At 37.7% G+C, this 21,402-nt stretch carries 14 protein-coding genes; 4 read left to right on the top strand and 10 right to left on the bottom strand.

Annotated features, from left to right (window positions below):
• Positions 1-328 precede the first annotated feature (328 nt).
• The 3 genes from AC52CF_RS11040 to AC52CF_RS11030 form a co-directional block, all read right to left on the bottom strand.
• Positions 329-2,512 carry an outer membrane beta-barrel protein gene (locus AC52CF_RS11040; RefSeq protein WP_375180829.1) on the bottom strand — a complete coding sequence of 728 codons (2,184 nt, stop codon included), beginning with the start codon at positions 2,510-2,512 and terminating at the stop codon, positions 329-331.
• Between the two features lie 158 nt (positions 2,513-2,670).
• On the bottom strand, positions 2,671-3,477 hold the full coding sequence (locus AC52CF_RS11035; RefSeq protein WP_375180828.1) for a DUF4249 domain-containing protein: 807 nt from the start codon (positions 3,475-3,477) through the stop codon (positions 2,671-2,673).
• A gap of 3 nt (positions 3,478-3,480) precedes the next feature.
• A complete protein-coding gene (locus AC52CF_RS11030) occupies positions 3,481-5,823 on the bottom strand; it encodes a TonB-dependent receptor (protein ID WP_375180827.1) in 2,343 nt (780 codons plus the stop codon).
• A gap of 440 nt (positions 5,824-6,263) precedes the next feature.
• On the opposite strand from AC52CF_RS11030, the gene AC52CF_RS11025 reads away from it, so the two are divergent.
• Together AC52CF_RS11025 and AC52CF_RS11020 are read left to right on the top strand one after the other, a co-directional pair.
• A complete protein-coding gene (locus tag AC52CF_RS11025) occupies positions 6,264-7,430 on the top strand; it encodes a cytochrome-c peroxidase (protein ID WP_317195186.1) in 1,167 nt (388 codons plus the stop codon).
• 212 nt (positions 7,431-7,642) lie between these two features.
• On the top strand, positions 7,643-7,864 hold the full coding sequence (locus AC52CF_RS11020) for a hypothetical protein (RefSeq protein ID WP_214589562.1): 222 nt from the start codon (positions 7,643-7,645) through the stop codon (positions 7,862-7,864).
• Between the two features lie 345 nt (positions 7,865-8,209).
• Here AC52CF_RS11020 and AC52CF_RS11015 read toward each other — a convergent pair whose 3' ends face one another.
• Positions 8,210-10,795, bottom strand: a complete 2,586-nt coding sequence (locus tag AC52CF_RS11015) for a fibronectin type III domain-containing protein (protein WP_214589563.1) — start codon at positions 10,793-10,795, stop codon at positions 8,210-8,212.
• A 37-nt stretch (positions 10,796-10,832) separates the two neighbouring features.
• Positions 10,833-12,815 carry a T9SS type B sorting domain-containing protein gene (locus AC52CF_RS11010; protein ID WP_214589564.1) on the bottom strand — a complete coding sequence of 661 codons (1,983 nt, stop codon included), beginning with the start codon at positions 12,813-12,815 and terminating at the stop codon, positions 10,833-10,835.
• A 760-nt stretch (positions 12,816-13,575) separates the two neighbouring features.
• On the opposite strand from AC52CF_RS11010, the gene AC52CF_RS11005 reads away from it, so the two are divergent.
• Positions 13,576-14,037, top strand: a complete 462-nt coding sequence (locus AC52CF_RS11005) for an Lrp/AsnC family transcriptional regulator (RefSeq protein ID WP_214589565.1) — start codon at positions 13,576-13,578, stop codon at positions 14,035-14,037.
• A 71-nt stretch (positions 14,038-14,108) separates the two neighbouring features.
• Here the strand turns inward: AC52CF_RS11005 and AC52CF_RS11000 are convergent, their stop codons facing one another.
• The 5 genes from AC52CF_RS11000 to AC52CF_RS10980 all read right to left on the bottom strand — a co-directional run bounded on the left by AC52CF_RS11000 (position 14,109) and on the right by AC52CF_RS10980 (position 20,049).
• The gene (locus AC52CF_RS11000; protein WP_496518199.1) at positions 14,109-15,146 is read right to left on the bottom strand and encodes a heme-binding protein; all 1,038 of its coding nucleotides are present in this window, start codon (positions 15,144-15,146) and stop codon (positions 14,109-14,111) included.
• A 33-nt stretch (positions 15,147-15,179) separates the two neighbouring features.
• On the bottom strand, positions 15,180-15,986 hold the full coding sequence (locus tag AC52CF_RS10995; protein ID WP_496518198.1) for a hypothetical protein: 807 nt from the start codon (positions 15,984-15,986) through the stop codon (positions 15,180-15,182).
• Positions 15,987-16,049: 63 nt separating this feature from the next.
• Entirely contained in the window at positions 16,050-17,540 is a 1,491-nt protein-coding gene (locus AC52CF_RS10990; RefSeq protein WP_496518197.1) for a ferritin-like domain-containing protein, read from the bottom strand.
• Positions 17,541-17,545: 5 nt separating this feature from the next.
• Positions 17,546-19,609 carry a GMC oxidoreductase gene (locus AC52CF_RS10985; protein ID WP_496518196.1) on the bottom strand — a complete coding sequence of 688 codons (2,064 nt, stop codon included), beginning with the start codon at positions 19,607-19,609 and terminating at the stop codon, positions 17,546-17,548.
• Entirely contained in the window at positions 19,606-20,049 is a 444-nt protein-coding gene (locus tag AC52CF_RS10980) for a hypothetical protein (protein WP_235130962.1), read from the bottom strand. Before AC52CF_RS10980 ends, AC52CF_RS10985 begins: the two co-directional genes overlap by 4 nt.
• Positions 20,050-20,356: 307 nt before the next feature.
• Between AC52CF_RS10980 and AC52CF_RS10975 the strand changes: the two genes are divergently transcribed.
• The gene (locus AC52CF_RS10975) at positions 20,357-21,157 is read left to right on the top strand and encodes a Cof-type HAD-IIB family hydrolase (protein WP_496518195.1); all 801 of its coding nucleotides are present in this window, start codon (positions 20,357-20,359) and stop codon (positions 21,155-21,157) included.
• The last annotated feature ends 245 nt before the right edge of the window (positions 21,158-21,402 follow it).

Here is a 21,402-nt window from a genome sequence, read left to right as displayed (position 1 = left end):
TAGCGTTTTCAAAAGAACGTTAAGTGTGATGATGAAAATTAACGTGAGTTCAATTCAAAATCAATACAAATTATCAATAGCAATGGGCTTTAGCCAAAACTTAAAGTGAAATAAAAATTTCAGAGATTTAAAAATCATCATTATCATTAGCTGAGTTTCACGCCCTTGCGCTCGAAAAATATTCACATAAATTTCAAAACAGCCTCAGCGAACTTAGCGTTTTTAAAAAGACCAACATAGAACATAAAATTAAGATAAATTGAAAATGTATAAAAAAAACGGACAATGGAAATTTATCCATCATCCGTACTAAAATTTAACATTAAAATTATTTTCCGCCGCCGCCGTTTTTCTCAACATCGGTTTTGGTATTTTCTTTTACTTTCTGGTTTCCGAAACGTTTTACAAATGAAATAGATGCTCCGTACCAGTCCCATTTTGAAGCATTTCGGAAAGTTCCTCCCTGCACAAAAGTGGTGGCATCGTAATTTGGCCTCTGGAAAATATTCATGAGCTGAAGGCTGACTTCCATCTGGGTTTTCGGGAATATCTTTGTGGCAGAAATATTATGAAAGACATTCGCTCTGTTCGTCGTAGAATTTCCGTTGTTCTGGTTAGAAACTTCTACCCATGCGCTCAGATTGATGTTTTTATTAAACAGATTCGTATACGTAAGGTTGGTAGAAGCACTCAGATAGCTGATGTAGTTATTGGCATTTTCCAAACCGTTTTTCTTGTTAAAATCGCTGTTGTCAATATAATACCATCCTAAACCAAGATTCACCGTAAATTTATTTTTGAAAAAGGTCTGGTTCGTATTGGCAAAAACATAATATTTATGCACTTTCCCGAAAAAGTTAGAGGGCTGGGTAATGGTGATATTCTGAGGATTTCCGTTGATATCATTAATCGTTCCCGTTACATAATTGGTCCAGTAATCCTGATCGGTAAACATATATCTCGCAGAGATAAAGTATTTTTTATGAATGCCCAACTTCATATAAACCCTGTCGCTTGGGTTGGGTTCCAGATCGATGCTTCCACGGCTGTAGAATCCGTCGCTGTTCGGGATCATGAACGGATTGAACTCCGCATACCACGGTCGCCATATATTTTTGTTATACGTTAAACTTAAATCATAATTGTCTGAAAAAGAATATTTCAATAAAATATTGGGCAGCAGTTTTCCATAAGAATCTCTTCTCGAAGTTCCGGCATTATCCTGACGTATTTTATAATCGATGTATTCATAACGGAGTCCGATCCTGGTTTCCAGTTTTTTAAAGAATGTTTTGCTGTAGTTGGCGTATAGGGAACTGATGTTGTCTTCATAGTGGAAAATATCTCCGGAACTTAGTCCTGTAAGCATATTTCCATATAAGCTGTTTGGGATCACATTATTATTGAAATCGATCTTTCCGCCGACTTCAAAATTTCCACCTTCTTTTCCTATAGGCTGCGTGTAATCTACTTTCAGGTAATAATTTCTGTTTTCGGTATCTGTAAGAACTCCGATTTCCTGTTTTTCAGCCGGTTTGGATTTATAAAGCATGTTCTTTACAAAATAATCGTCATTCGACTGTCCGTAATAATTGGAACCCAAATTAATGTCAAGGATTTTATTCTTTTCCTTATCATACCATTTATAAAAAATATTGGAGCCGAAGTTTCTGTTAAGTCCCGTAGAATTTTGGTTCTGAAGATATGAGTTTTCGAATAGCCCGTTAACATTTCTCAATCCGTCTGCATCGGTATTGGAATAAGAGTTGCTTTGGTAATATTCAAGAATTACACCTACCGTATTTTTATTATCCAGTTCAAATTCTGAAGTAGAGGAAAGGGAAGGACTTTTGTATCTTCCTATGGTTTTAGAATTTCTGTAGGTTTCAGAATTTTCTGCATCCACTTTATAAAGACTGGAATTGCTCTGTACATTGGTATTATCGCTGTAGCTTCCGATGAAGGTCTGTGTAAAGCTTTTGCGGTGATAATTTAAATTCAGGTTGGTATACTGAGAGTTTTTGGTGTTCTGCCTGTTGTTTAAGGTAACACTCCCTTTAATTCCTTCATCATCACGCTTTTTCAAAACAATATTAATGACAGATCCTGTGGCTTCATAGCGCGAAGACGGACTTGTAATCACTTCAATCTTCATCAGATTATCCGCAGGAATGGTTTTCAGGTATTCTTTCAGTTCCTTTCCTGTAAAAACAGACTTCCTGTCGTTGATGTAAACGGTTACGGTTTCTCCTTCAGCTTTTATGGCATCATTGTTATCGATACTTACCAGCGGGGTCATTCTCAAGACATCCCAAGTCGTGTTTCCTGCGAGAATAGAGCTGTTGGAAACATTAAAAACGGTTCTGTCTACTTTGGATTCAATGGTTGGTTTTCTTACCGTTACGGTAACTCCTTCAATAGCCTTCTCCTTAGATTTTATAGTATCCTTTTCAGCCTGTGCAAATGTAAATATGCCTGCTAAAAAGGCAATGGGTATCAAAATATTTTTCATGTAAAAAAATAATGTTTCCTACATAAGACACCATAAAGAGAATATTTGTTACATCACATCGTATTAATTCTATAATAAATTTTTAAGAACTGAAAGGTCAGCTGTTTACAGAAGTCAAAAAAAGCTATCCGGAAGTACAGATAGCTTTTATTTAATTTTTACTGAATAACAGCGGTTCTTGTTCTTACAGTATGCGCTGAAAAATAGCCTAAAGCGCCGTTGCTGATGTTGCTTGGCGGATTGGTGGGAGTAATTCCTCCGCCGGGACCGCTTCCTGAAAGCTGAAGAAGTGCAGAATAATAGGTATACACTTTATCATCGATACACTGCATTTCTACATGAATAACATCTCCCGCAACCACTTTAATATCATTCGCGTTGCTGTCGTCGTTGGGAAGCAGAAGAGGTCTCTGGTTCGGTAAACCGTTGTTCACATTATCGGAAAATTCTGAGAAGAATTTTTTCGGATTATTGTTTACCGTATACACAAACAGATAACGGTTTCCTAAAGTTGCCGGATCAACGAAAAGAGGCAGAAGCGTATAGCTTGTCTGTCCTGCCACAAGGAAAGAATCCTGTTCCAGACCGTCAAAAGAAACAGCCTGCGGCATTGTACTCTGTGCGGTATACTGTTTTCCTTCAGCATTAATGGTTAACGTATAAATTCTTCCGGGCTGTCCCACAAAGGTGGACGTTTTGTAATTTCCATTTCCGGCATACTGAAGCGTTTCCGTCTGTCCGGTATTGTCACTCAGAATGACCTGCGCATTCGTCACAGCAGGATATTGGTTCGTCTGTGTAAAGGCTACAGATTTTGTAATCTTTACAAAATAAGGTCCCGCCTGATCGGTAATGTTTCCCTCAATAACAATCTGTCCGCTCTGATCTTCGAGATCAAGATCTATTTCTTTCTCGCAGGAAGTGACTAAAAATAAAGACAGTATGATTAAAAATATATTTTTCATGAATTAAAATTTGAAATTATACGTAATGTTCGGAACCCATCTGAACAGGGCAGTCTGCATCGCGCGTGTTGTTCCCGGCTTATCCGGATTGTCTTCAAACGTAATGGTGTAAGCATTTTCTCTGCCGTAAATATTATAGATACCGAAGGACCATGATCCTTTAAAGCGTTTATTGTTTACAGGTTCGTACGTTGCATTAAAATCCAGCCTGTGATAAGTAGGCATTCTGTCTGCATTTCTGCTGCTGTACTGGAAAACCGTCTGTCCGTTCAGCTCATACTTTCCGGTTGGGAATGTGACTGCATTTCCGGTGCTGTATACAAAAAGTCCTGAAAAAGTCCATTTCGGATTCAGCTGATAAGTGGCAACAATTGAAAGATCGTGCGTTTTGTCCTGTCTTGCGTTGTACCATTCATTATTATTGATTCCGTCGATTTTTCTCTCCGTTTTAGATAAGGTGTAGGAAATCCATCCGGTTAATCTTCCGCTCTTCTTTTTAGCGATAATTTCAAGTCCGTATGCTCTTCCTTTTCCGAACAGCAGTTCGCTTTCCACATCTGCCGCTGTATCGAAAGTAATCTGGGCTCCGTTTTTATAATCGATCTGATTCTGAAGAGACTTGTAGTAGATTTCAGTATTGATTTCGTAGTTGTTGTTGCTGAAATTTCTGCTGTAGCCTAAACTTACCTGATCTACAATTTCAGGTTTTACCGTAAAGCTGCTTCCAATCCACTGATCGGTAGGATTTCCGCTTCCGCTGTTGCTTAAAAGGTGTAAATTCTGAGTATTTCTGGAATAGCCTCCTTTAATACTGCTTACTTCGTTAATTCTGTAGTTTGCCGTAATTCTCGGTTCTACATTCACATATGTTTTACCAAACTTTCCTTTCTCCACAAATTTAGAATCTGTGAGAACTCCGTTATCATACGTGTTAAAAATATCTCCTCCCAAAACACTGAACAGGGAAAGCCTTGCTCCGTAGTTGATCGTCAGGTTTTCGGTAGCTTTAAAATCATCATTAATATACAGAGCATTGTCCCAGGAATACCTCGGGTTTCTCGGATAACTGCTTACACTTGTTCCGGAAGCGCTGCTTGGCGTAATGGTATGATAAATAGACTGCAGCCCAAACTTCACCGAATGCTTATTCCCTGCAAACCATGAAAAATCCTGTTTCAGGTTCCAGTCTTCAATTTTGGAGCTCAGTCCGAATGTGTTATTATTGCTGCTTAAGCTTACATTATAATTGTAGTTGCTGTAGATTAATGAAGTATTGGAGAATAATTTGCTGCTGATAATGCTGTTCCAGCGCAGGGTAGCCGTTGTATTTCCCCAATCACTTGAAAACGTATCGCCTAAGCCTAAAACATCACGCCCGAAATAACCGGATAAATACAATCGGTTGTTTTCATTGATCTGATAGTTGGCTTTTAAATTCAGATCATAAAAATACAGTTTGCTGTCTTTGAAATCGTCTGTTGCTTTTAGAAAAAGATCGGCATACGTTCTTCTTCCGGATACAATGAAAGAAGATTTCTCTTTCTGAATGGGACCTTCCACGCTCAGTCGGCTGCTGATTAATCCCAATCCTCCGTTTACATTATATTCTTTGTTGTTTCCGTCCTTCATTTTTACATCCAGAACCGAAGAAAGCCTTCCTCCGTATTGGGCAGGACTGTTTCCCTTGATGATGCTTGCATCTTTCAGCGCATCACTGTTAAACGTACTGAAAAATCCGAGCAAATGGGATGCATTATAAACGGCTGCTTCATCCAGTAAGATCAGATTTTGATCTGTTGCGCCGCCTCTTACACTGAATCCGCTGTTTCCTTCGCCGTTGCTTTTGATTCCCGGAAGGAGCTGTATGGTTTTCAGAACATCTTTTTCTCCAAACAGAACCGGAAGCTTTTCAATATTTTTGATGCTTAATGTCTCAGTTCCCATCTGTGCGGATGTGAGGTTCTTATCCTTTTTCACTCCGGAAATTACCACTTCATCAATTTTCCCGGTTCTTTCTTCAGCTTCCGCTTCTCCGGAACTCAGTTCGAGATCCTGCTTGATGTTATCTTCTACGGTAATACTTTTCGTAAAATCCTTAAAACCGGGATTAGAGATCATCAAAGTATAATTTCCTTTGGGAAGAGAAAGAGAATAGAAGCCGTAATCGTTGGCTACCACAGCAATGGTGGGATCTTCAGCAACTTTCACTGTAACGCCTATTAAAAGCTCTCCGTTTTTCTTATCTTTTACAGTACCGCTCACAGAATATTTCTGCTGGGCAAAAACTGCCGTACTGAAGCAAATTGCTGCTGCGGTAGTGGCAATTTTAAATGATAATGTCTGCATGTAAGTTTGTTTATTATTTGAATAATTCGCTAAATATAAATTATTACATCTCCTATATGTGAAGAGAGCATAAAATTAAGGCTTTAATCTGAACTTTAATCATGTTCGTGAAAAGTTCATAGTGAAAACGGTTTTTAAAGATTTTTATTGGCTTAAAGCACGTAATAAAACATGAAATTTTCCGAAATTTAAATAATATGGTTTAAACTTTTAAGTTGTTAAAGTAAAGATTTTGTTCCTTTAGAAGCAGAATCTGTGTAGAAATAAGAATAAGGCTATCAATCAATCCGTAGGATTTATATACATTTTATAAAGATAGCGTTCCTACGGAACGCCGAACATACTTCGAATATGATTTCTACACAGAGTTTTCTGGCATTTTATTTAAACATCTCTAAAAACAATTAAATATCCTATTTTTGCCAAAACTCCGGATAATCGTGAAGAATAGTTTAAGTTGGATTTTGATCTTATTTCTTTTGGTTTCGCTTTTAAACAACTGCTTAAACAGTAAGGTTCAAAAAGAAATCAACCAGAAAAATGCTTATTTGGATAACCTGAGAAAACGGTATTCTTCAGGGGATTCTTCGCAATGGCCAAAACCTGTTCTTGATCCTGAATCTGTGCCCACTTTTGTGGAAATCGGACATTTACCGGACGTGGAATTTCCAAAAGATAATCCCTATTCTTCCGAAAAAGAACTCTTAGGAAAAACGCTTTTTTTCGATCCCAGACTTTCAAAATCCAACCAGATTGCCTGTGCTTCATGCCACGATCCGGAATTGGGATGGGGCGACAGCAGAACGTTTTCTTTCGGACACGACAGACAGCTCGGAACCCGAAACGCAATGACCATCCTGAATGCAGCTTTTGCAAAATCTCTATTTTGGGACGGAAGAGCAAAATCTCTGGAAGAACAGTCGCAGATGCCGATTCAGGATCAGAGAGAAATGAGTGAACATATTGATATTGCAGCAGGAAAAATTGCAAAAATAAAAGGCTATGAGATTTTATTTGAAAAAGCTTTTGGCGATAAAACCGTTACCAAAGACCGTATTTCCAAAGCTATTGCCACGTTTGAAAGAACCGTAAAAAGTTCTTCGAGTAAGTTTGATTTATTTATCGACGGAAAACAGGAAGTGTATACGAATGATGAATTGATGGGGCTTCATCTTTTCAGAACAAAAGCGCAGTGTATCAACTGCCACAATTCCGGATATTTTTCAAATAACCGTTTTGAAAACGTGGGAACCTCCTTACTGGGCGAAAAAGGAGAGGATCTTGGCAGATATGCAGTGACAAAAATTGCAGATGATGCAGGAAAATTTCGGGTTCCGGGTTTAAGGGAGGTTTCTAAAACTTCGCCTTATTTGCACAACGGATCTATGACAAGTTTAAAAGAAGTGATTGAATTTTACAGCAAAGGAAATCCCGAATATTCACAGAAAAGATCTACCGTGTATGAAGGAATTACTTTGCATTCTCAAAAATCGGGTATGGTGAGAATGCTTGAACTATCGGATGAAGAAATTGCACAGCTGGAAGCATTTTTAAAAACGTTATCCTCTAAAACGGAAAAAATAGATTTACCCGAATTACCAAAATAAAACCTCCGGAAATTCCGAAGGTTCTGGAAGCAGATGCATTCTTACATACCTCTGCGAATGTAAATATTAATAATTAATTTTTGTTAATTATAAGTTACTTTATACGAACATATTTAAAACTAACGCTTCCTTTTGATCGATAAATATTTCTCTAGATATACAAAATGTAAATGGTTTATTTGTATATTTGATAATTAAAAAAACATAAAATTATGACTAAATTTATCGAGCTTGATGGCTTTAATGGAAAAGCCATCATTAATACAGCCAGTGTTTCATCAGTACACGAAGAATCTCGTGGCAGAACAAACTATATTACTGTAAAACTTACAGATGGTTCTACAATATCCGTTGAAATGAAAATTGAAGACTTTCATAAATTGTTAACCGACGAGGAGACTTCTGAACCTAAATTTAAATCCTCTTCCTTTTAAAATATTTATAATTTGTTCAACATCTTTACCGAACTTCTCTTTAAAAATAGTTCTGTTTTGATTTTTCATTTCGTAAAATTTTAAATTAATATAAATACCAACTGTCATCGTTGGTATTTATATTAAACTTGTCTAAACTTTTTTTACCGCAAAAGATGCAAAAGATGGTAACACTTTAGTTGTTTAAGCTTAATACTTAAATGGAAAAAAGAGCACATAAGTTTAAAAGTCAAAGATTTTTTTTCTTTACAGACTTTTGAAATACTTTAATAGAGTCTTCTGTCTCTTTTGCGGTTAAATTTAAAATGAGTTTAAACTTATTTGTGTGAAGCAGCGTATAGTTGCCTAATTTTTTATTGCTTTTACGGTATACTTAGAACCGTCTTTCAATTGGATAATCAACAGGTATAATCCTGAATTTAATGTGCTTACATTAATTTCTTTTGAAGGATTTTCAACAGTTTTAATTATTCTTCCTGAAACATCGCTGATGCTCACAGATTTTACTTTTTCAATATCTGAAATGCTTACAGTGTCTTTGAAAGGATTCGGATATATTTGAACTGCATTTTTAGCCGCTGAAACTTCACTTGTTGCCAGAATAGGATTCTGTTTTACCTCAACATTGTCCAGCAATACATCATCATAAAAATAACCGTTGCCATTTACATTTTTATCTACCGTAAATCTCACCTGAATAGTGGTGCCGTTATAAGAGGATGGCAAAGGAATTCCTACAGATCTCCACTGGTTGGAATTAGAAGTGTCGCTCCACAAAGAAACCCATCCGCTTCCGCTGTTTACTTCTACGATAAGTTTGTTGTTGTCATACGTTGAAGGGCTTACTGTAGTACTTGTAGAGGTAGAGTGATTTTTAAACCATTCAAAAGAAATATAAGGAGACGTTAATCCTGTTAAATTTATTGAAGGGGTTACCAGTTGTACTGTATTGGCTCCCGCTCCGCTGTACGGAGAACTCGCGTCTACCCACGCATAAGTTCCTGCCGCTCTTCCATTATTGGCAAGGTTGGCTCCATAATCGGCGCTTCCTGAAAATTTCCATAAAAGATTCGCTGTTGTACTTCCCGGATTGGTATTCGTCCAGCAGTTCGGTACTGTTGCATTATCAAAAGTCTGAGAAAACGGCGCAGATAATGTGGCACATGCAGTTGTAACCGAAATAGGTCCCCACCAGGTACTTTTATTTGAACTGCTGCATGCAGATCTTATCCAGATGTTGTAAGTTGTAGCCGGAGAAAGTCCGTTGATGGTTGTTGAAGTGGCTGTACTGGTTCCCGATGCAGTAGTTGCTGCCGTTGGTGCCGTGCTGCCTGTAGAATAATAGTATTCATATCCTGCTGCCGGAGCTGAAGCCGGAGCCGTCCATGAAATCCCTGTGCTGTTTGCCAAAACATTAGACGAAGTTAATGCAGAAGGAGCAAAACATGACGGAAGAGGTTCCCAGTATACATCATCGTAATAGTAAGATTTTCCGTCTGCCGTATTTCTGATCGCCAATCTTGCATTGGAAGGAACAGAGGAAGGAACGATCACAGAATATTCGCTTGTTGAGCCATAAGTGGTATTGCTGATGCTTAAAGCCTGTAACAATACAAATGTTGAGCTGTTTGCAGGATCAGTTACATATCCTACATTCAGCGTTCCTGTCGCAGTGCTTACTCTTGCTTTTAATCTTAACCAGTGTGTTCCTGCATTGATATTGCTGAACTGAGGAAGAACAACAGTTGTTGGATTTTGAGTCGTTGAGCTATACTGATAAATATTTCTTACGCCCGAAGCCGGCGTTGTAGTGGTGATCGTCTGGCTTCCGCTGGTATCAATAATTCTTGCCCAGCAATCCGGTACGATATTTCCTGTTGTATAGGATTCAAAATCTTCAAACATGGAAGTCATGGCTCCGCATAATGTTTTGAATGTGCCTGAAAAAGACCACGCGCTCTGACTTGCCGCACCGCTACAGTTTGCTCTTACCCAATAATAATAGGTGGTATTGGGATTCAGTCCCGGAATTGTAGTTGAGGTTCCCGAAATTCCCGTAAGATTGGCGGCTGCTCCCGAAGCCGGTGTTGTATTGGTTGTACTGTAGTAAATATCGTACGTTGTAGCGGTAGTTCCCGTTGCAGGTGTCCATGAAACTGCTGCGGAATTTGCTGTAAGTGTTCCTGTCGCATTCAGTGTCGGAGGCGCACAAGTGGAGTAGGCATCTGCCGAAAATGCAAAAACATTGGTATAGCCCTGTGCGGTTGATGTTTTGGTAATCGTAATGCTTTGGATGGGTTTTGTCTGATTGGCTGCATCTAACGTCAGCAATGTCTGGTACAATCTCGGATTGGTTCCGCTTCCTGATTCCAGAGTGTCGTTTGTTCTGTTGATTCTTCCGAATCCCTGTATTGCGAATCCGGTTCCGTTATACCAGTCTGAAACGGTAACTCCTGTAAAGGTTTGTGAAGTATTGTCTGTAAAATTAACGGTTACCGTAACGGTAGAAGCACCGCTTCCGCTGGTTGCGAGCATATATAATTTAAATGCTGCTGTCGGTGTTGAAAAAGTTATTGTTCCTGAATCGTTCTGGTTAGCCAATTTCAGAGAATTGTTTGCACTGTAACTGGCTAATTTATAAGATAATCCCGGAGTTGTGGAAACTACACTGTTAACGATGCCGTCATTTGGTAAACCGTAAGTAAGGGGAGTACTGGAAGAAGTAAGCTGAAAATCTCTCGATACAAAAGCGAATGAAACGCCGTCTACATCGGTTGAGGTAGTTACTGCGGAAGATCCGACTCCGTTTGCAATAACATCGGAATTAAGCCCCGATGAAATAAGCATTGGCTGAAAATTTTGAGCTGCTGCTGTAGAAGCTGCCAAGACAGCTCCCGTATACATCGCTCTTGAAAGTAATTTTAAATTCATGCTAAAAAATTATAAGGTATTATTTGTTTGAAATTGTTTAGTCACGGTTTTTTACAAGAATCCATCCCGAATATTTTACAGGAGTATTTTTCTTATCATTTTCATTCCATGATACGGAATACCAGTAGTTTCCGGTAGATATTTTTCTTCCGTTTATAGTCCCGTCCCACTTATATTTATTAGACTTGTCCGCTTTATGAATCTGTGCACCATATCTGTCGAATATATTAAAGACAAGATTTTGTTTTCCGGCGAGTGCAGAATAATCAATAAAATCATTCACACCATCTCCATTCGGCGTTATTACATTGATTAGATTAGGGACCAATACACTTACGGTAATAGGATCACAGTTGTAGGCGTCTTTTACAAAAATTTTAATGTCACCTCTTGGTATATTTTTAAACTGATTAGAATCCTGCCATTTAATTCCGTCCAATGAATACTGATAAGGAATCGTACCGCCGATTGCATGAACCGTAACTTCATTATTGTTAATATCAATACTGGAAATCACAGGCTGTTCCGATGCATATACTTTTACTTGCTGCAAAGCAACGCATTGTCCTGTTTTAAGTTTTACCCAGTATGTTCCCACGCCCACATTACTGATCGACTGAGTTGTTGCACCTGTACTCCATAAATAACTGGTGAATCCAGACCCTGCATCCAGGGTGGTTTTATCTCCCATACAGATGATTTTATCTTCCAGAACATTAGAAAATACTGGTGGAATTACTTCAAGAGTCACCTTTGCGATGTCATAACAGCCGAAAGAATTAGTTACTCTTATAAATACAACTCCATTAGGGGCAATATAATTTACAGGATCTGAAATTTCATTGGTCTGATTTTCAGCGTCGGTTAAAGAAGGATAATAATTTTTAATAACCCCAGGTGTACTGATGACAGAAGCCGTTGTTAAGTTGAATAATCCTGTTGCCGGATTATTTTCCAGAAAGCAGGTTCGAAGCGAAGCGTCAGTAGTGGTAACGGTAGGAGCAACTTTTAAAGCAATTGTAGCATCGTTGTTGTCGCAAAGAACCTGTGAAGGATCTTTAATTACTACCGATACATTGGTGTCTGTACTGTATTGAAATTGGGCAGGATTGGTGATGGGAGAACCTCCGGTATAATAGGCAAAAGTATAGTTATTCGGATTGATGGTAAGCTGAGAATTTAAAGAAGTTAAATCTACGGTTGCCATTCCGGTAAGATCCGGACATATATTTTTCGTAATGGCTCCCTGCAGCAAAGGGATTTTGTCTACAAAAACCTTTACGTTTTTAATGGAATGCCTGGATCTGTTTCCGCCTGTAGAAGCAGAAAAGCCAAAATATCCAACCGTCATTGCCGCAGCAGTTCCGGAAGGTGCAAAAGACTGGTTGCAGATTAAATTTCCGTTGATGGTTATTTTCACGATCCAGTTTGCCGGAGCAGCCGGATCTACTTGTGCTGTTACTTCTACATGTTTATAAGTGGTTCCCTGAAACGGAAGCGTGGTATTCATATCCGGAGAGTGAAAAGAACTTCCGGGAACATTAAAAAACTCAACATTGTTGGTGTCTGTTGTGTTAACGATCTGTCCGTAACCGACGTGAACCTTACTCATTACAGCAGTGGTGGTATTGTTATAAGTATCGAATCCTACCACAAATCCTACTGCGTTCAATGAAACACCAAGACCTGAACCTAATACACTGGCGACCGGAGGATTGGCAAGATACCAGAAAGCAATACCGTCTCCGTTCGCCGTTTGGTTAGAATCCATTCTGAAATCAAATTCTATTCTCCATTTGTCACAATACTTAAGATTAATGGGCTGATTCAGCCGGATAGAGCCTGACTGGTAATTAGCATCCGGAGTCAGCTGGATAAAGTCTGTATTTACAGAGGTTGGCGCTACCATTGTCCATCCTGTTGTATTAACGGGATTTCCTGTTAGCTGATATGTTTGGGAAAAAAATAGATTAGGAAATGAAAATAAAATAAATAACAAAAAAGAATAGCTTTTTTTCATACGCTAAAAGTTTATATAATCTGTGAATAATCATTACAGAGATAACTTCATTTCATTTTTGTGTATTGATTTTTTATATTTAATTATGAAAATATTTATTGTAAATAATTAAATAGTGATTAGATTATAATTTTCGTATAAATTTACCTCTTATAGATGTGTTTTTGATAATATTGGAATAAATAAGTAAATTAATCTTTAATTTTAATAGTAAAAAGTGAAAATTACTTTAATGTTAATTAAAATTAATTATTCATAGAATAATATTCTTTTAAGTAGAGAAAAGATAGTATATATTGTGTATCGTAATTATTTTAATAATTCCGAAAACAGGATATGAGATAGATTTACAGTGCAGATTTTTTAAAAACAAAAACAGTTGCACGAATTGTACAACTGTAGTCCCTAAGATTATTTTAACTAAAAACGTATATTTTTAATTGAAATATTTTTATAATAATATCCAGATAAAATGTATATTTATTGGATGTATCGGAAAAAAAAGCATATAAAAAGGAGACCACCCCGCAATTAGAGTGATCTCACTATAAAATATTCCCTTTTACTTGTATGTCGTATGATTTTTCTTGAAACAGTATTACCTGCATGACTGGTGTTTGGTTTTAGTAAAAGTAGGTATTTAGAATAAAACAATAATCAATATTAAATAATTAAGTAAAATAAACTTAAAAATTATAATAATGTAGAATATAATTCTTTATATTTGGGATAATAATAACCTATAAAAGAATAATATTCTATGGATCATCTCGATAATAAAGATTTGCAGCTGCTCAGATTACTCCAAAGTGATGCGAAATTAACAGTGAAAGAACTGGCAAAAGAGGTTAATCTTTCTCCTTCGCCGGTTTTCGAACGTGTAAAACGACTGGAACAGGAAGGATATGTAAAAAAATATGCAGCTATTCTGGATGCTGAAAAACTCAATTTAGGATTTACGGTATATTGCCAGTTGAAATTAAAAAGCAACGACAGTTATCTGGCGGTAGAATTTGAAAGAGAAATTATGGAAATCGAAGAAGTGGCAGAATGTTACAGTATTTCCGGTGATTTTGACTTTCTGCTTAAAGTCTACGTGAAAGATATGAAGCAATATCAGAACTTTGTTTTTAATATTCTCGGTGCCGTTCCGTCCATCGGAAGCACACACAGCACTTTTGTGATGGCTCAGGTTAAGAATACACATGGATTAACGATTTAATCTCTAAAATGTCATAAAGTAAAATAAAACCTCCGGATTTCTCCGGAGGTTTTTTTATGAAATCGCAAAACCTAAATTTCACTTGGGGTAAGACCTGCGGTAGGATCAAAAGCTTCATTTTCGTCCATACTTTTGAACTGCATCTGCGTTTCCTGTCTTTTTCTCATCGTATTAACTGTTACGTGAGGCCAGTTAATCGGCTGTGCAGAACCGGTAGCCGGAAATACAAGATTGATGGTCTGTGAATACTGAAGAATCTGATCCGCGTTTCCGTCACTGTCCGTAATATCTTCAATCCAGAAAGTTGCATCCATTTTGGTTGCATTTACATTCGTCTGGATGAAGGGAATATTTAAAATTCCGCCATTCGCGTTCGGAGTGCTTGTAGACATCTCAATCACTGTCATGTTGGTTACTCCTCCTTTAGAACCTACTAAACTTTCCAGAGTAGACTGAAGAAAAGCGTTTGGATTTACCTGATTAAATTCCGCAAATTGCGGATTTCCAATGATTGGATCTGAATACCCCAGTTGAGTAATTGGTCCTCCGTTCAGCATTGTAGGAATGGATGAAGCGGGATCAAAAAAGCTTGTTCCCGGATTTTCTGCATCAAAAGAACTTCCTAAAGCTAATAAAGAATTACCGTGAGGAATGGTCGACATTCTCGCAATCGTATAACCTCCGTTCGGTTGCCCAATGTTTAAAAACAAACCTGTTTCTACGTGTATGGTTGAACCTTTAGAAAAACCCCTGTCGTTACAGAAACTCGTTTCGCATGCACTTACAATCTGCTGTTCATACAATAATCCGAAAATGAGCTGCTCAACCTGCTGTCCTTTTACAACAGGACCTCTGTTTCCTGCCTGTACGACTACCGGATTAAAGGTTAAAGTTTCTGTGTAAGGAATCACCTCAAAGACAAAGCCCGTATCCTGTCCCGGTACGGAAATCGTGTTCCAGCCCGAAGAAGCCTCGCTTCCAGGAACCTGAATGTTTTCCCAAACGCCGACAAGAGGAGCCAGAGCTCCCAAATCTGATGATTCAACTTTATGTAACGGGAGAACCTGTGCTCCCAAAGTTAAGCCTCTTACTTTACTTTCTAAATTCATAATGATGGGTTTTATGGTTAAGTTTTAGTTCAATTAAATATAATATGCTCTTGTCTGAATGGCTGCCGGAGCCGACATGCTGGTTCTTACCGCGAAAGCCGGAGTATCTCCAATAAGAATTTCCATATCTTTTTTCATCGGATGTTCGGAGTTTCCATACTCCATGCTTACTCTTTTTCTGCTTTCATCTTCGTTAAGGAAATATAAATTCGTGGGCTGCAGAATATTCCATCGGCATCCGATCAGTTTTCCTTCATTTTGCCCGTATTCCGTAATGGGCGAAAAAGCCGACATTTCAGGAATGAGATCTGCGACATCCGCCTTGCAGGTGAAAATGGTTTCTTCACTGTTTTCAGGGTCATTGCAGGTTACTGTCCATGTATTTTGTCCCGGAACATTGAGGGAAGGAATATTAATAGTGAAAGTTGTTTTGAATTTTGGCTCTCCGAAAAGTTCTATTCCTGCCTTTATTGCCATGTCGGCATCGCAGGGAACATAAACGCGTTTGTGTCCCATTAATTTCGTTTGTTCTTCACCTCTCAGATATTCTTCTGCTGTTACAAAAGCCACGGTATCTTTTTGAGATTCAGGATAGCAGACAATATTCAATTCTATTTCCTGAGTTGTGCTTGCTCCGTTTGGAAACTGACCTGTGTAGTTCTGAAAATTAAAACTTACAATAGCTTTTCCGTTAAAATCCGAAGCGGTAAGTCCTGTATTTTCAAGATATTTTAAAACTTTTTCCCGGTCTACAAGAAAAGCAACTTCGAAATTATAAAGTGTTGCGTAATAGAAGGGAAGTCCGAATCCTTTTGGAATTGGAGGTAATTGATTGCTCATGGTAAATTGGTTATTAAATTTATTCTAAAGCCCATTAATAAAAACGGGCTTTAGTTTTATTTTTTAGTTAGAAGGATACTCAAAAGTTGGTCCTGCATTGTATTGGGAAGTCAATGGCTGGCTCATCAATCCGATTGCCTGCTCTTTCAATGCATACATATACATGATGGATTTTGCCAGTTCTTCAGAATTTCCTTCTACGGCAGCCTGAATTGCATCCAATAACTTTTTATACGTAATATTAAATTGTTTTCCCTGTTCAAATAACTGAGGATTCGACTGATAATCTGACATTTTAGGATTCGGTTTCATCGGATAAGCTGCACTCCAGTCTACGGGAAGCGGTTTTCCAACCGGTGGAGTGGTTACTGGCATCATTCCGTTTTTGTCGGTGAACGGTCTGTAATCTCCCCCTAAATAAAAATGTTCATGGAAAATTTCCTTAAATCTGAAATAATGTGCTAATTCTGCACCTTCCTCAAACTGTGAAGGATCTACATCAAAAATAGAATCATCCGCGCCTTCTCCTTGTCCCTTAATTTCCTGAAAAACAAGAATAACGCCTTCTAATGCATCAACAGGATGGAGTTTTCCGCCGCTTCCGTAGTATTGTTCTGGACGGATCTGTTTTGCAGGATCTCCGGTAAAAATTCCGCCTTTGTTGAGTTCTTCAAAAGTCTGCGGTAATCTTCCGTTCGCTTTGTAATAAGCAATGATTTGGAACACCACAATATAAAAGAACACTACATCATAATACTCTCCAATGGTATGAACATTTTTCATGATGAAATCCTTCATGTTTTCCAGAGTCCAGAAATTATCCTCCTGAACAGCACTTTTTGAAAACATTGCTTCCGGTTGTGCATCGTAATCGTATTTTGGTGCTTTTACCAAAGGATTACTTGGGCTTTCGATGGCAATAAAGGTGGCAATACTGTTGGATGAAAACGTTTCCAGACCTACGTAAAAATCCACATTCATTGGCAGTTTCATCGGATAATTAGGATAATTCTGCGGTCTGTTGACCGAAGGCTGAATGCTCACTGCGTTCATCACGTTGCAAACCATAATCATATGAAGCATTTCTTCAACCGCTACACTTCGGATGATCTGTGAAGGAAGAATATTCGTTCCGTCTTTAATAGAATATAAAGCCGTTAAATACGGAGGGATTGTAGAATGCTCGATTAAAATCGCAGTCTGAAGCAAATCCTGTAAAATCGGACGGTAATCCAGATTCTCTAATCCTTTTTTTACCTGAAAAGCCTTTTCTCCGGAGAAATCTGCGGTAGGATTAATTTCTGAAATTTCACCGCCAAATTGCGATCTCAGATATTCGTTGAACGCATCAATCTGGTTATTAAGTAAAAGATTGGTTATGTTTTTACTGTGGTATTTTATTCCTTCAATCCAGTTTTCTTTGCTGTTTGTGTTGTCAAATAATAACGACTGCAAAGAAATAGCTTCGTCTACGATGGTATTTTTATCTAAAGAACTTCTTAGAAGGCCGCTGTTTTCCTGAGGTTCTGTTTTATTGATTAGTCTTTGTCTCATGTTTTCTATTTTAATATGTTTTCCAGATCTTTCAGAATAGATTCTACGGAACGAATGGTGAATGCGGATAAAGTAAGGGTAGGGTTAGAAGTTCCCAAAGTCGTCATATTTCCGGCTCCTACAATGTATAAATTCGGATGATCCCACGATTTGCAATAGCTGTTCGTTACAGAGTCGTCCGGATTGTCGCCCATTCTGTGGGTTCCTACAATATGTCCGGCTCCGTTATAAGAATATCTTACATTATTATATACAAAAGTATTATTGTCTGTCGCATTGTATTTGGTGAAATCTTCAATGCCCAGTCTTGCAAACATTTGGTCTGAAGCTAATTTTGCCTGTTCCATTGCCCTCATTTCGTATTCTGTAAGCCCGTAGTTAATAACAGGACGCGGAATTCCCAATACATCCAGATATTGGTCGTTAATAGTTACACGGTTATCCGGATTCGGAAGCTGCTCGATTTCAAAATGGAAAAGTACCTGTCTGGAAAGTCTGTGGGTTAATGCGTCTTTCAGTTCTTCTCCGAAAAGTCCGTCATTTAAAAATTCTGAAAGGTCTGATCCCGGAGAAAAAGCCGGCCAGCTCCATCCCCAGTTGTCAAGAGGAGAGATCCATGCAGAAAACTCGCTTCTGAAATTTCCATCACGGAAAGACGAAATATTGGTGGTGGAACCGGGACCTCTGTAAGAATAAACAGGATCCGGAAATAATCCCCAAGTAAGCATTACCATGTGATCCATCAGGTTTCTTCCCACCTGATCGCTTCTGTTGGCAACAGTTTTTTCAACATTTTGCCCGTTTTCGAAAACAGTGTATTTAGAATTTAAAAGAATTTTCGGATTTTCAAAAGCATTGGCGGCAAGAATAACGATTGTTTCGTTCGTATCGATAACCTCTTCTACAAATTCTGTTTTTTCTCTTGAAATATATCTTCTGATGTGAACTTTAGAGATTTTTTCCTGATCTGCCACATCTACACTCAGTTTGTACACCACGCTTTGTGCCTGAACCTGAATATTATGATTTCTCTGAAAATTCTGGTTTTTATTTACTTTATATAAAGCTTTTTTCAGTGTTTTCAGAGCGTTGTATTTTGCCTGAACCGGACAGATCGGAACGCAGGATGCATTTCCTTCACAACGTTCTCCCATATAAGGGTTCCATACCGCTCCTAAAGCTTTGTATTCTTCGTTTTCAATATTCTTTAAAGTTAAAGTATATCCGGATTCAGAAGCTTCAGCTTTCACTATTTTGGAGGTTCCGTAAGCAATGTTCGGGGTGGAATTTCTTCCCTGCGGAGACGGAACAAGCATTATCGGATATTCTTCAAAGTTCAGCTGAACCGACGTTCCTGCCAATCCGTTAATAATCTGATGATCCATATAACTCTGCGGAATTTCTTCCATCGGAAAAACATAATTTTTACCGTAATATTCTTCCATGCTTTCCTTAATAGGATATTCCTGCGCAGCAACATTTCCGGAAACCCCGATCTCAAATTCAGCCATTTCATAATAAGGCTTTAACGTCTCATAATCAATCGGCCAGTCCATCGCTCTGCCGTATTGTTCCTTCAGTCTGAAATCGTTCGGAAGCATTCTTGGGGTGGTTCCGAGCCAGTGAAGTGTGGTTCCGCCTCCTACACGAATGGCATCACTTGCAAAAGGCATCGGACCGAACTGTACCAGATAACCTTTTTTATCGGGAAACGGCGGAACAATCGGTTCTATGTCCAGAACATTCGGAGAGGGAGCCTGTTTCAGATTCGGATACGGTGAATTCGGAACTTTGGCTTCTTCTATGTAAAACTTACGGATATAATCGTTGTAAGTAACCATTGAAGTGGCAGAATCGAGTTCTATCCCGGCTTCAAGCCCCGCTTCATACATTAAAATTGATAGTTCTTTATGCGTTTTTGAGTCGTCCGTTTCAGAACGGTGGATCATTTTTTTTGCATCGGCATCAAAAACGTGATCTGTTAAAAGTTTGGCAATCAAAGAACCGGCGATTCCTGTTCCTACGATGATTACATCTTTTTTTTGCTGAGGTTTTTCTGTCTGATTCATGAGTTGCTGTTTACAGGTTTTGTTTCCCAAGATTTAAAGCCCGGCTGTTTTGCACCCGGCGGATGCGCATGCATTACCGTCCATACAAGACCTTCTTTATAAGATCTGTCGTTTACGTAAGCACCTTCCCAAGTTCCCATATACCAAAGCGTTATTACGCTCTGAGCAATTTCCTGAGTCGCAGGATTGGCAATAATTTCTGCGGTGATCGCATTTTTCAGTTGATCCTGACTTACAGAATTTTCCAGAACATTTTTAGAAATATTCAGAAATTCAATAAAAGTGGCAGTTTCAATCTGGTTGAGAATGTACTTGTAATAAATCTCGGCTAAACCTGTAGATTGCAGCTCGTTCACGGAAAATCCGGTGAGGGATTCTGAAATCGCCATGAATACGTCGTAGTAGTAATCGTCGACGTTGAGGATTTTGTTGATAATCATCTCGTTGAATTATGGTTAAAGTTTTAGTTTTTATTCTTAGATAATTTTATTTATCGGATAAATTGGGTTATCTAATTTCCGTTTATAAAGTTATATATTTTTCACATTGATTAGAATAAATATTATTTATTTAGAATCTTTCAAAAGTAAATGTTTTGTTTTGATAATTGTTTTAAAATAATCGTTTTTATCCGTCATATTTTATTAATATCATTTTCTCTTAACTATTTATTAAAATTGAGATCCTCCTAATTAAAACAATAGCAATATCTTTGTAAAATAAATTAGAATTACCATAAAATATTTTATGAAAGATATTAAAATGATTGTAACGGATATGGACGGAACGTTCCTGAATTCTTCCCATGAAGTAAGTCCGGAATTTCCGAAAATATATGAAGAACTGAAAAAGAGAAATATTTTATTTGTTCCTGCAAGCGGAAGGCAGATGTTTGGAATTACCAAATATTTTGGTGAGATAGAAAATGAAATGGCTTTCATCGCTGAAAACGGAGGGTATGTCATTTACAAAAATGAAGAGCTTTTTGCAGATCAGCTTGATCCAAAATACATTAAGGAAATTATCTCAGCAATCAGGACAATTCCCGGCGCTACAGCTGTATTGTCCGGCAAGAAAAAAGCATATTTTGAAACTGATAATCAGGATTTTATAGATTATGTTTCCCAGTTTTACACGGATAATGAAAAAAAGGAAGATCTTACGAAGGAAATAGACGACAGTATTTTTAAAGTTGCAGTGTATCATTCCGGCGGTTCGGAATTAAACGTTTATCCTGTGCTGAAAGAATTTGAAAATTATAATCTTGAAGTGGTGGTTTCCGGTCAGTATTGGCTAGATATCATGAACAGGAATATTAATAAAGGGGTAGCGCTGGAAAAATTACAGAAAACTTTAAATATTACTCCGCAGGAAACCATGGCTTTTGGAGATTATATGAATGATATTCAGATGCTTGAAAATTCAAAGTACTCTTATGCGATGCAGAATGCACATCCTCTGGTAAAAAAAGCGGCAAGCTTTGAAGCTGGTTCTAATGATCATTTTGGAGTTCTGAAAGTAATTAAAGATTATTTAAACATTAATTAAAACTTTCATTTGTAATAATTTAAGCCTTCATATTTTATCTCTGAAGGTTTTTTTTGTTTATTAAACGTTTAATTAATAACATTAAAGTGTTTATGATTGTTGTTAATTTAAAGTTTTCAATTTATTTATAATAATTTCACCAATATATGAGAAAAATATTTTAAATTTATCATCGAAATAATTGCTCGTTTTAGGAGTGATATTTTAAACAAAACTGAACAACCATTTATAAAAGGCGGAACCGA

This window comes from Chryseobacterium sp. 2P (assembly GCF_059579425.1).
This window is presented reverse-complemented; position numbering and strand designations above follow the sequence as displayed.

Coding starts and splice junctions, on each gene's coding strand:
- AC52CF_RS11040 (WP_375180829.1), bottom strand. CDS start 2,512: ATGAAAAATATTTTGATACCCATTGCCTTTTTAGCAGGCATATTTACA.
- AC52CF_RS11035 (WP_375180828.1), bottom strand. CDS start 3,477: ATGAAAAATATATTTTTAATCATACTGTCTTTATTTTTAGTCACTTCC.
- AC52CF_RS11030 (WP_375180827.1), bottom strand. CDS start 5,823: ATGCAGACATTATCATTTAAAATTGCCACTACCGCAGCAGCAATTTGC.
- AC52CF_RS11020 (WP_214589562.1), top strand. CDS start 7,643: ATGACTAAATTTATCGAGCTTGATGGCTTTAATGGAAAAGCCATCATT.
- AC52CF_RS11015 (WP_214589563.1), bottom strand. CDS start 10,795: ATGAATTTAAAATTACTTTCAAGAGCGATGTATACGGGAGCTGTCTTG.
- AC52CF_RS11010 (WP_214589564.1), bottom strand. CDS start 12,815: ATGAAAAAAAGCTATTCTTTTTTGTTATTTATTTTATTTTCATTTCCT.
- AC52CF_RS11005 (WP_214589565.1), top strand. CDS start 13,576: ATGGATCATCTCGATAATAAAGATTTGCAGCTGCTCAGATTACTCCAA.
- AC52CF_RS11000 (WP_496518199.1), bottom strand. CDS start 15,146: ATGAATTTAGAAAGTAAAGTAAGAGGCTTAACTTTGGGAGCACAGGTT.
- AC52CF_RS10995 (WP_496518198.1), bottom strand. CDS start 15,986: ATGAGCAATCAATTACCTCCAATTCCAAAAGGATTCGGACTTCCCTTC.
- AC52CF_RS10990 (WP_496518197.1), bottom strand. CDS start 17,540: ATGAGACAAAGACTAATCAATAAAACAGAACCTCAGGAAAACAGCGGC.
- AC52CF_RS10985 (WP_496518196.1), bottom strand. CDS start 19,609: ATGAATCAGACAGAAAAACCTCAGCAAAAAAAAGATGTAATCATCGTA.
- AC52CF_RS10980 (WP_235130962.1), bottom strand. CDS start 20,049: ATGATTATCAACAAAATCCTCAACGTCGACGATTACTACTACGACGTA.
- AC52CF_RS10975 (WP_496518195.1), top strand. CDS start 20,357: ATGAAAGATATTAAAATGATTGTAACGGATATGGACGGAACGTTCCTG.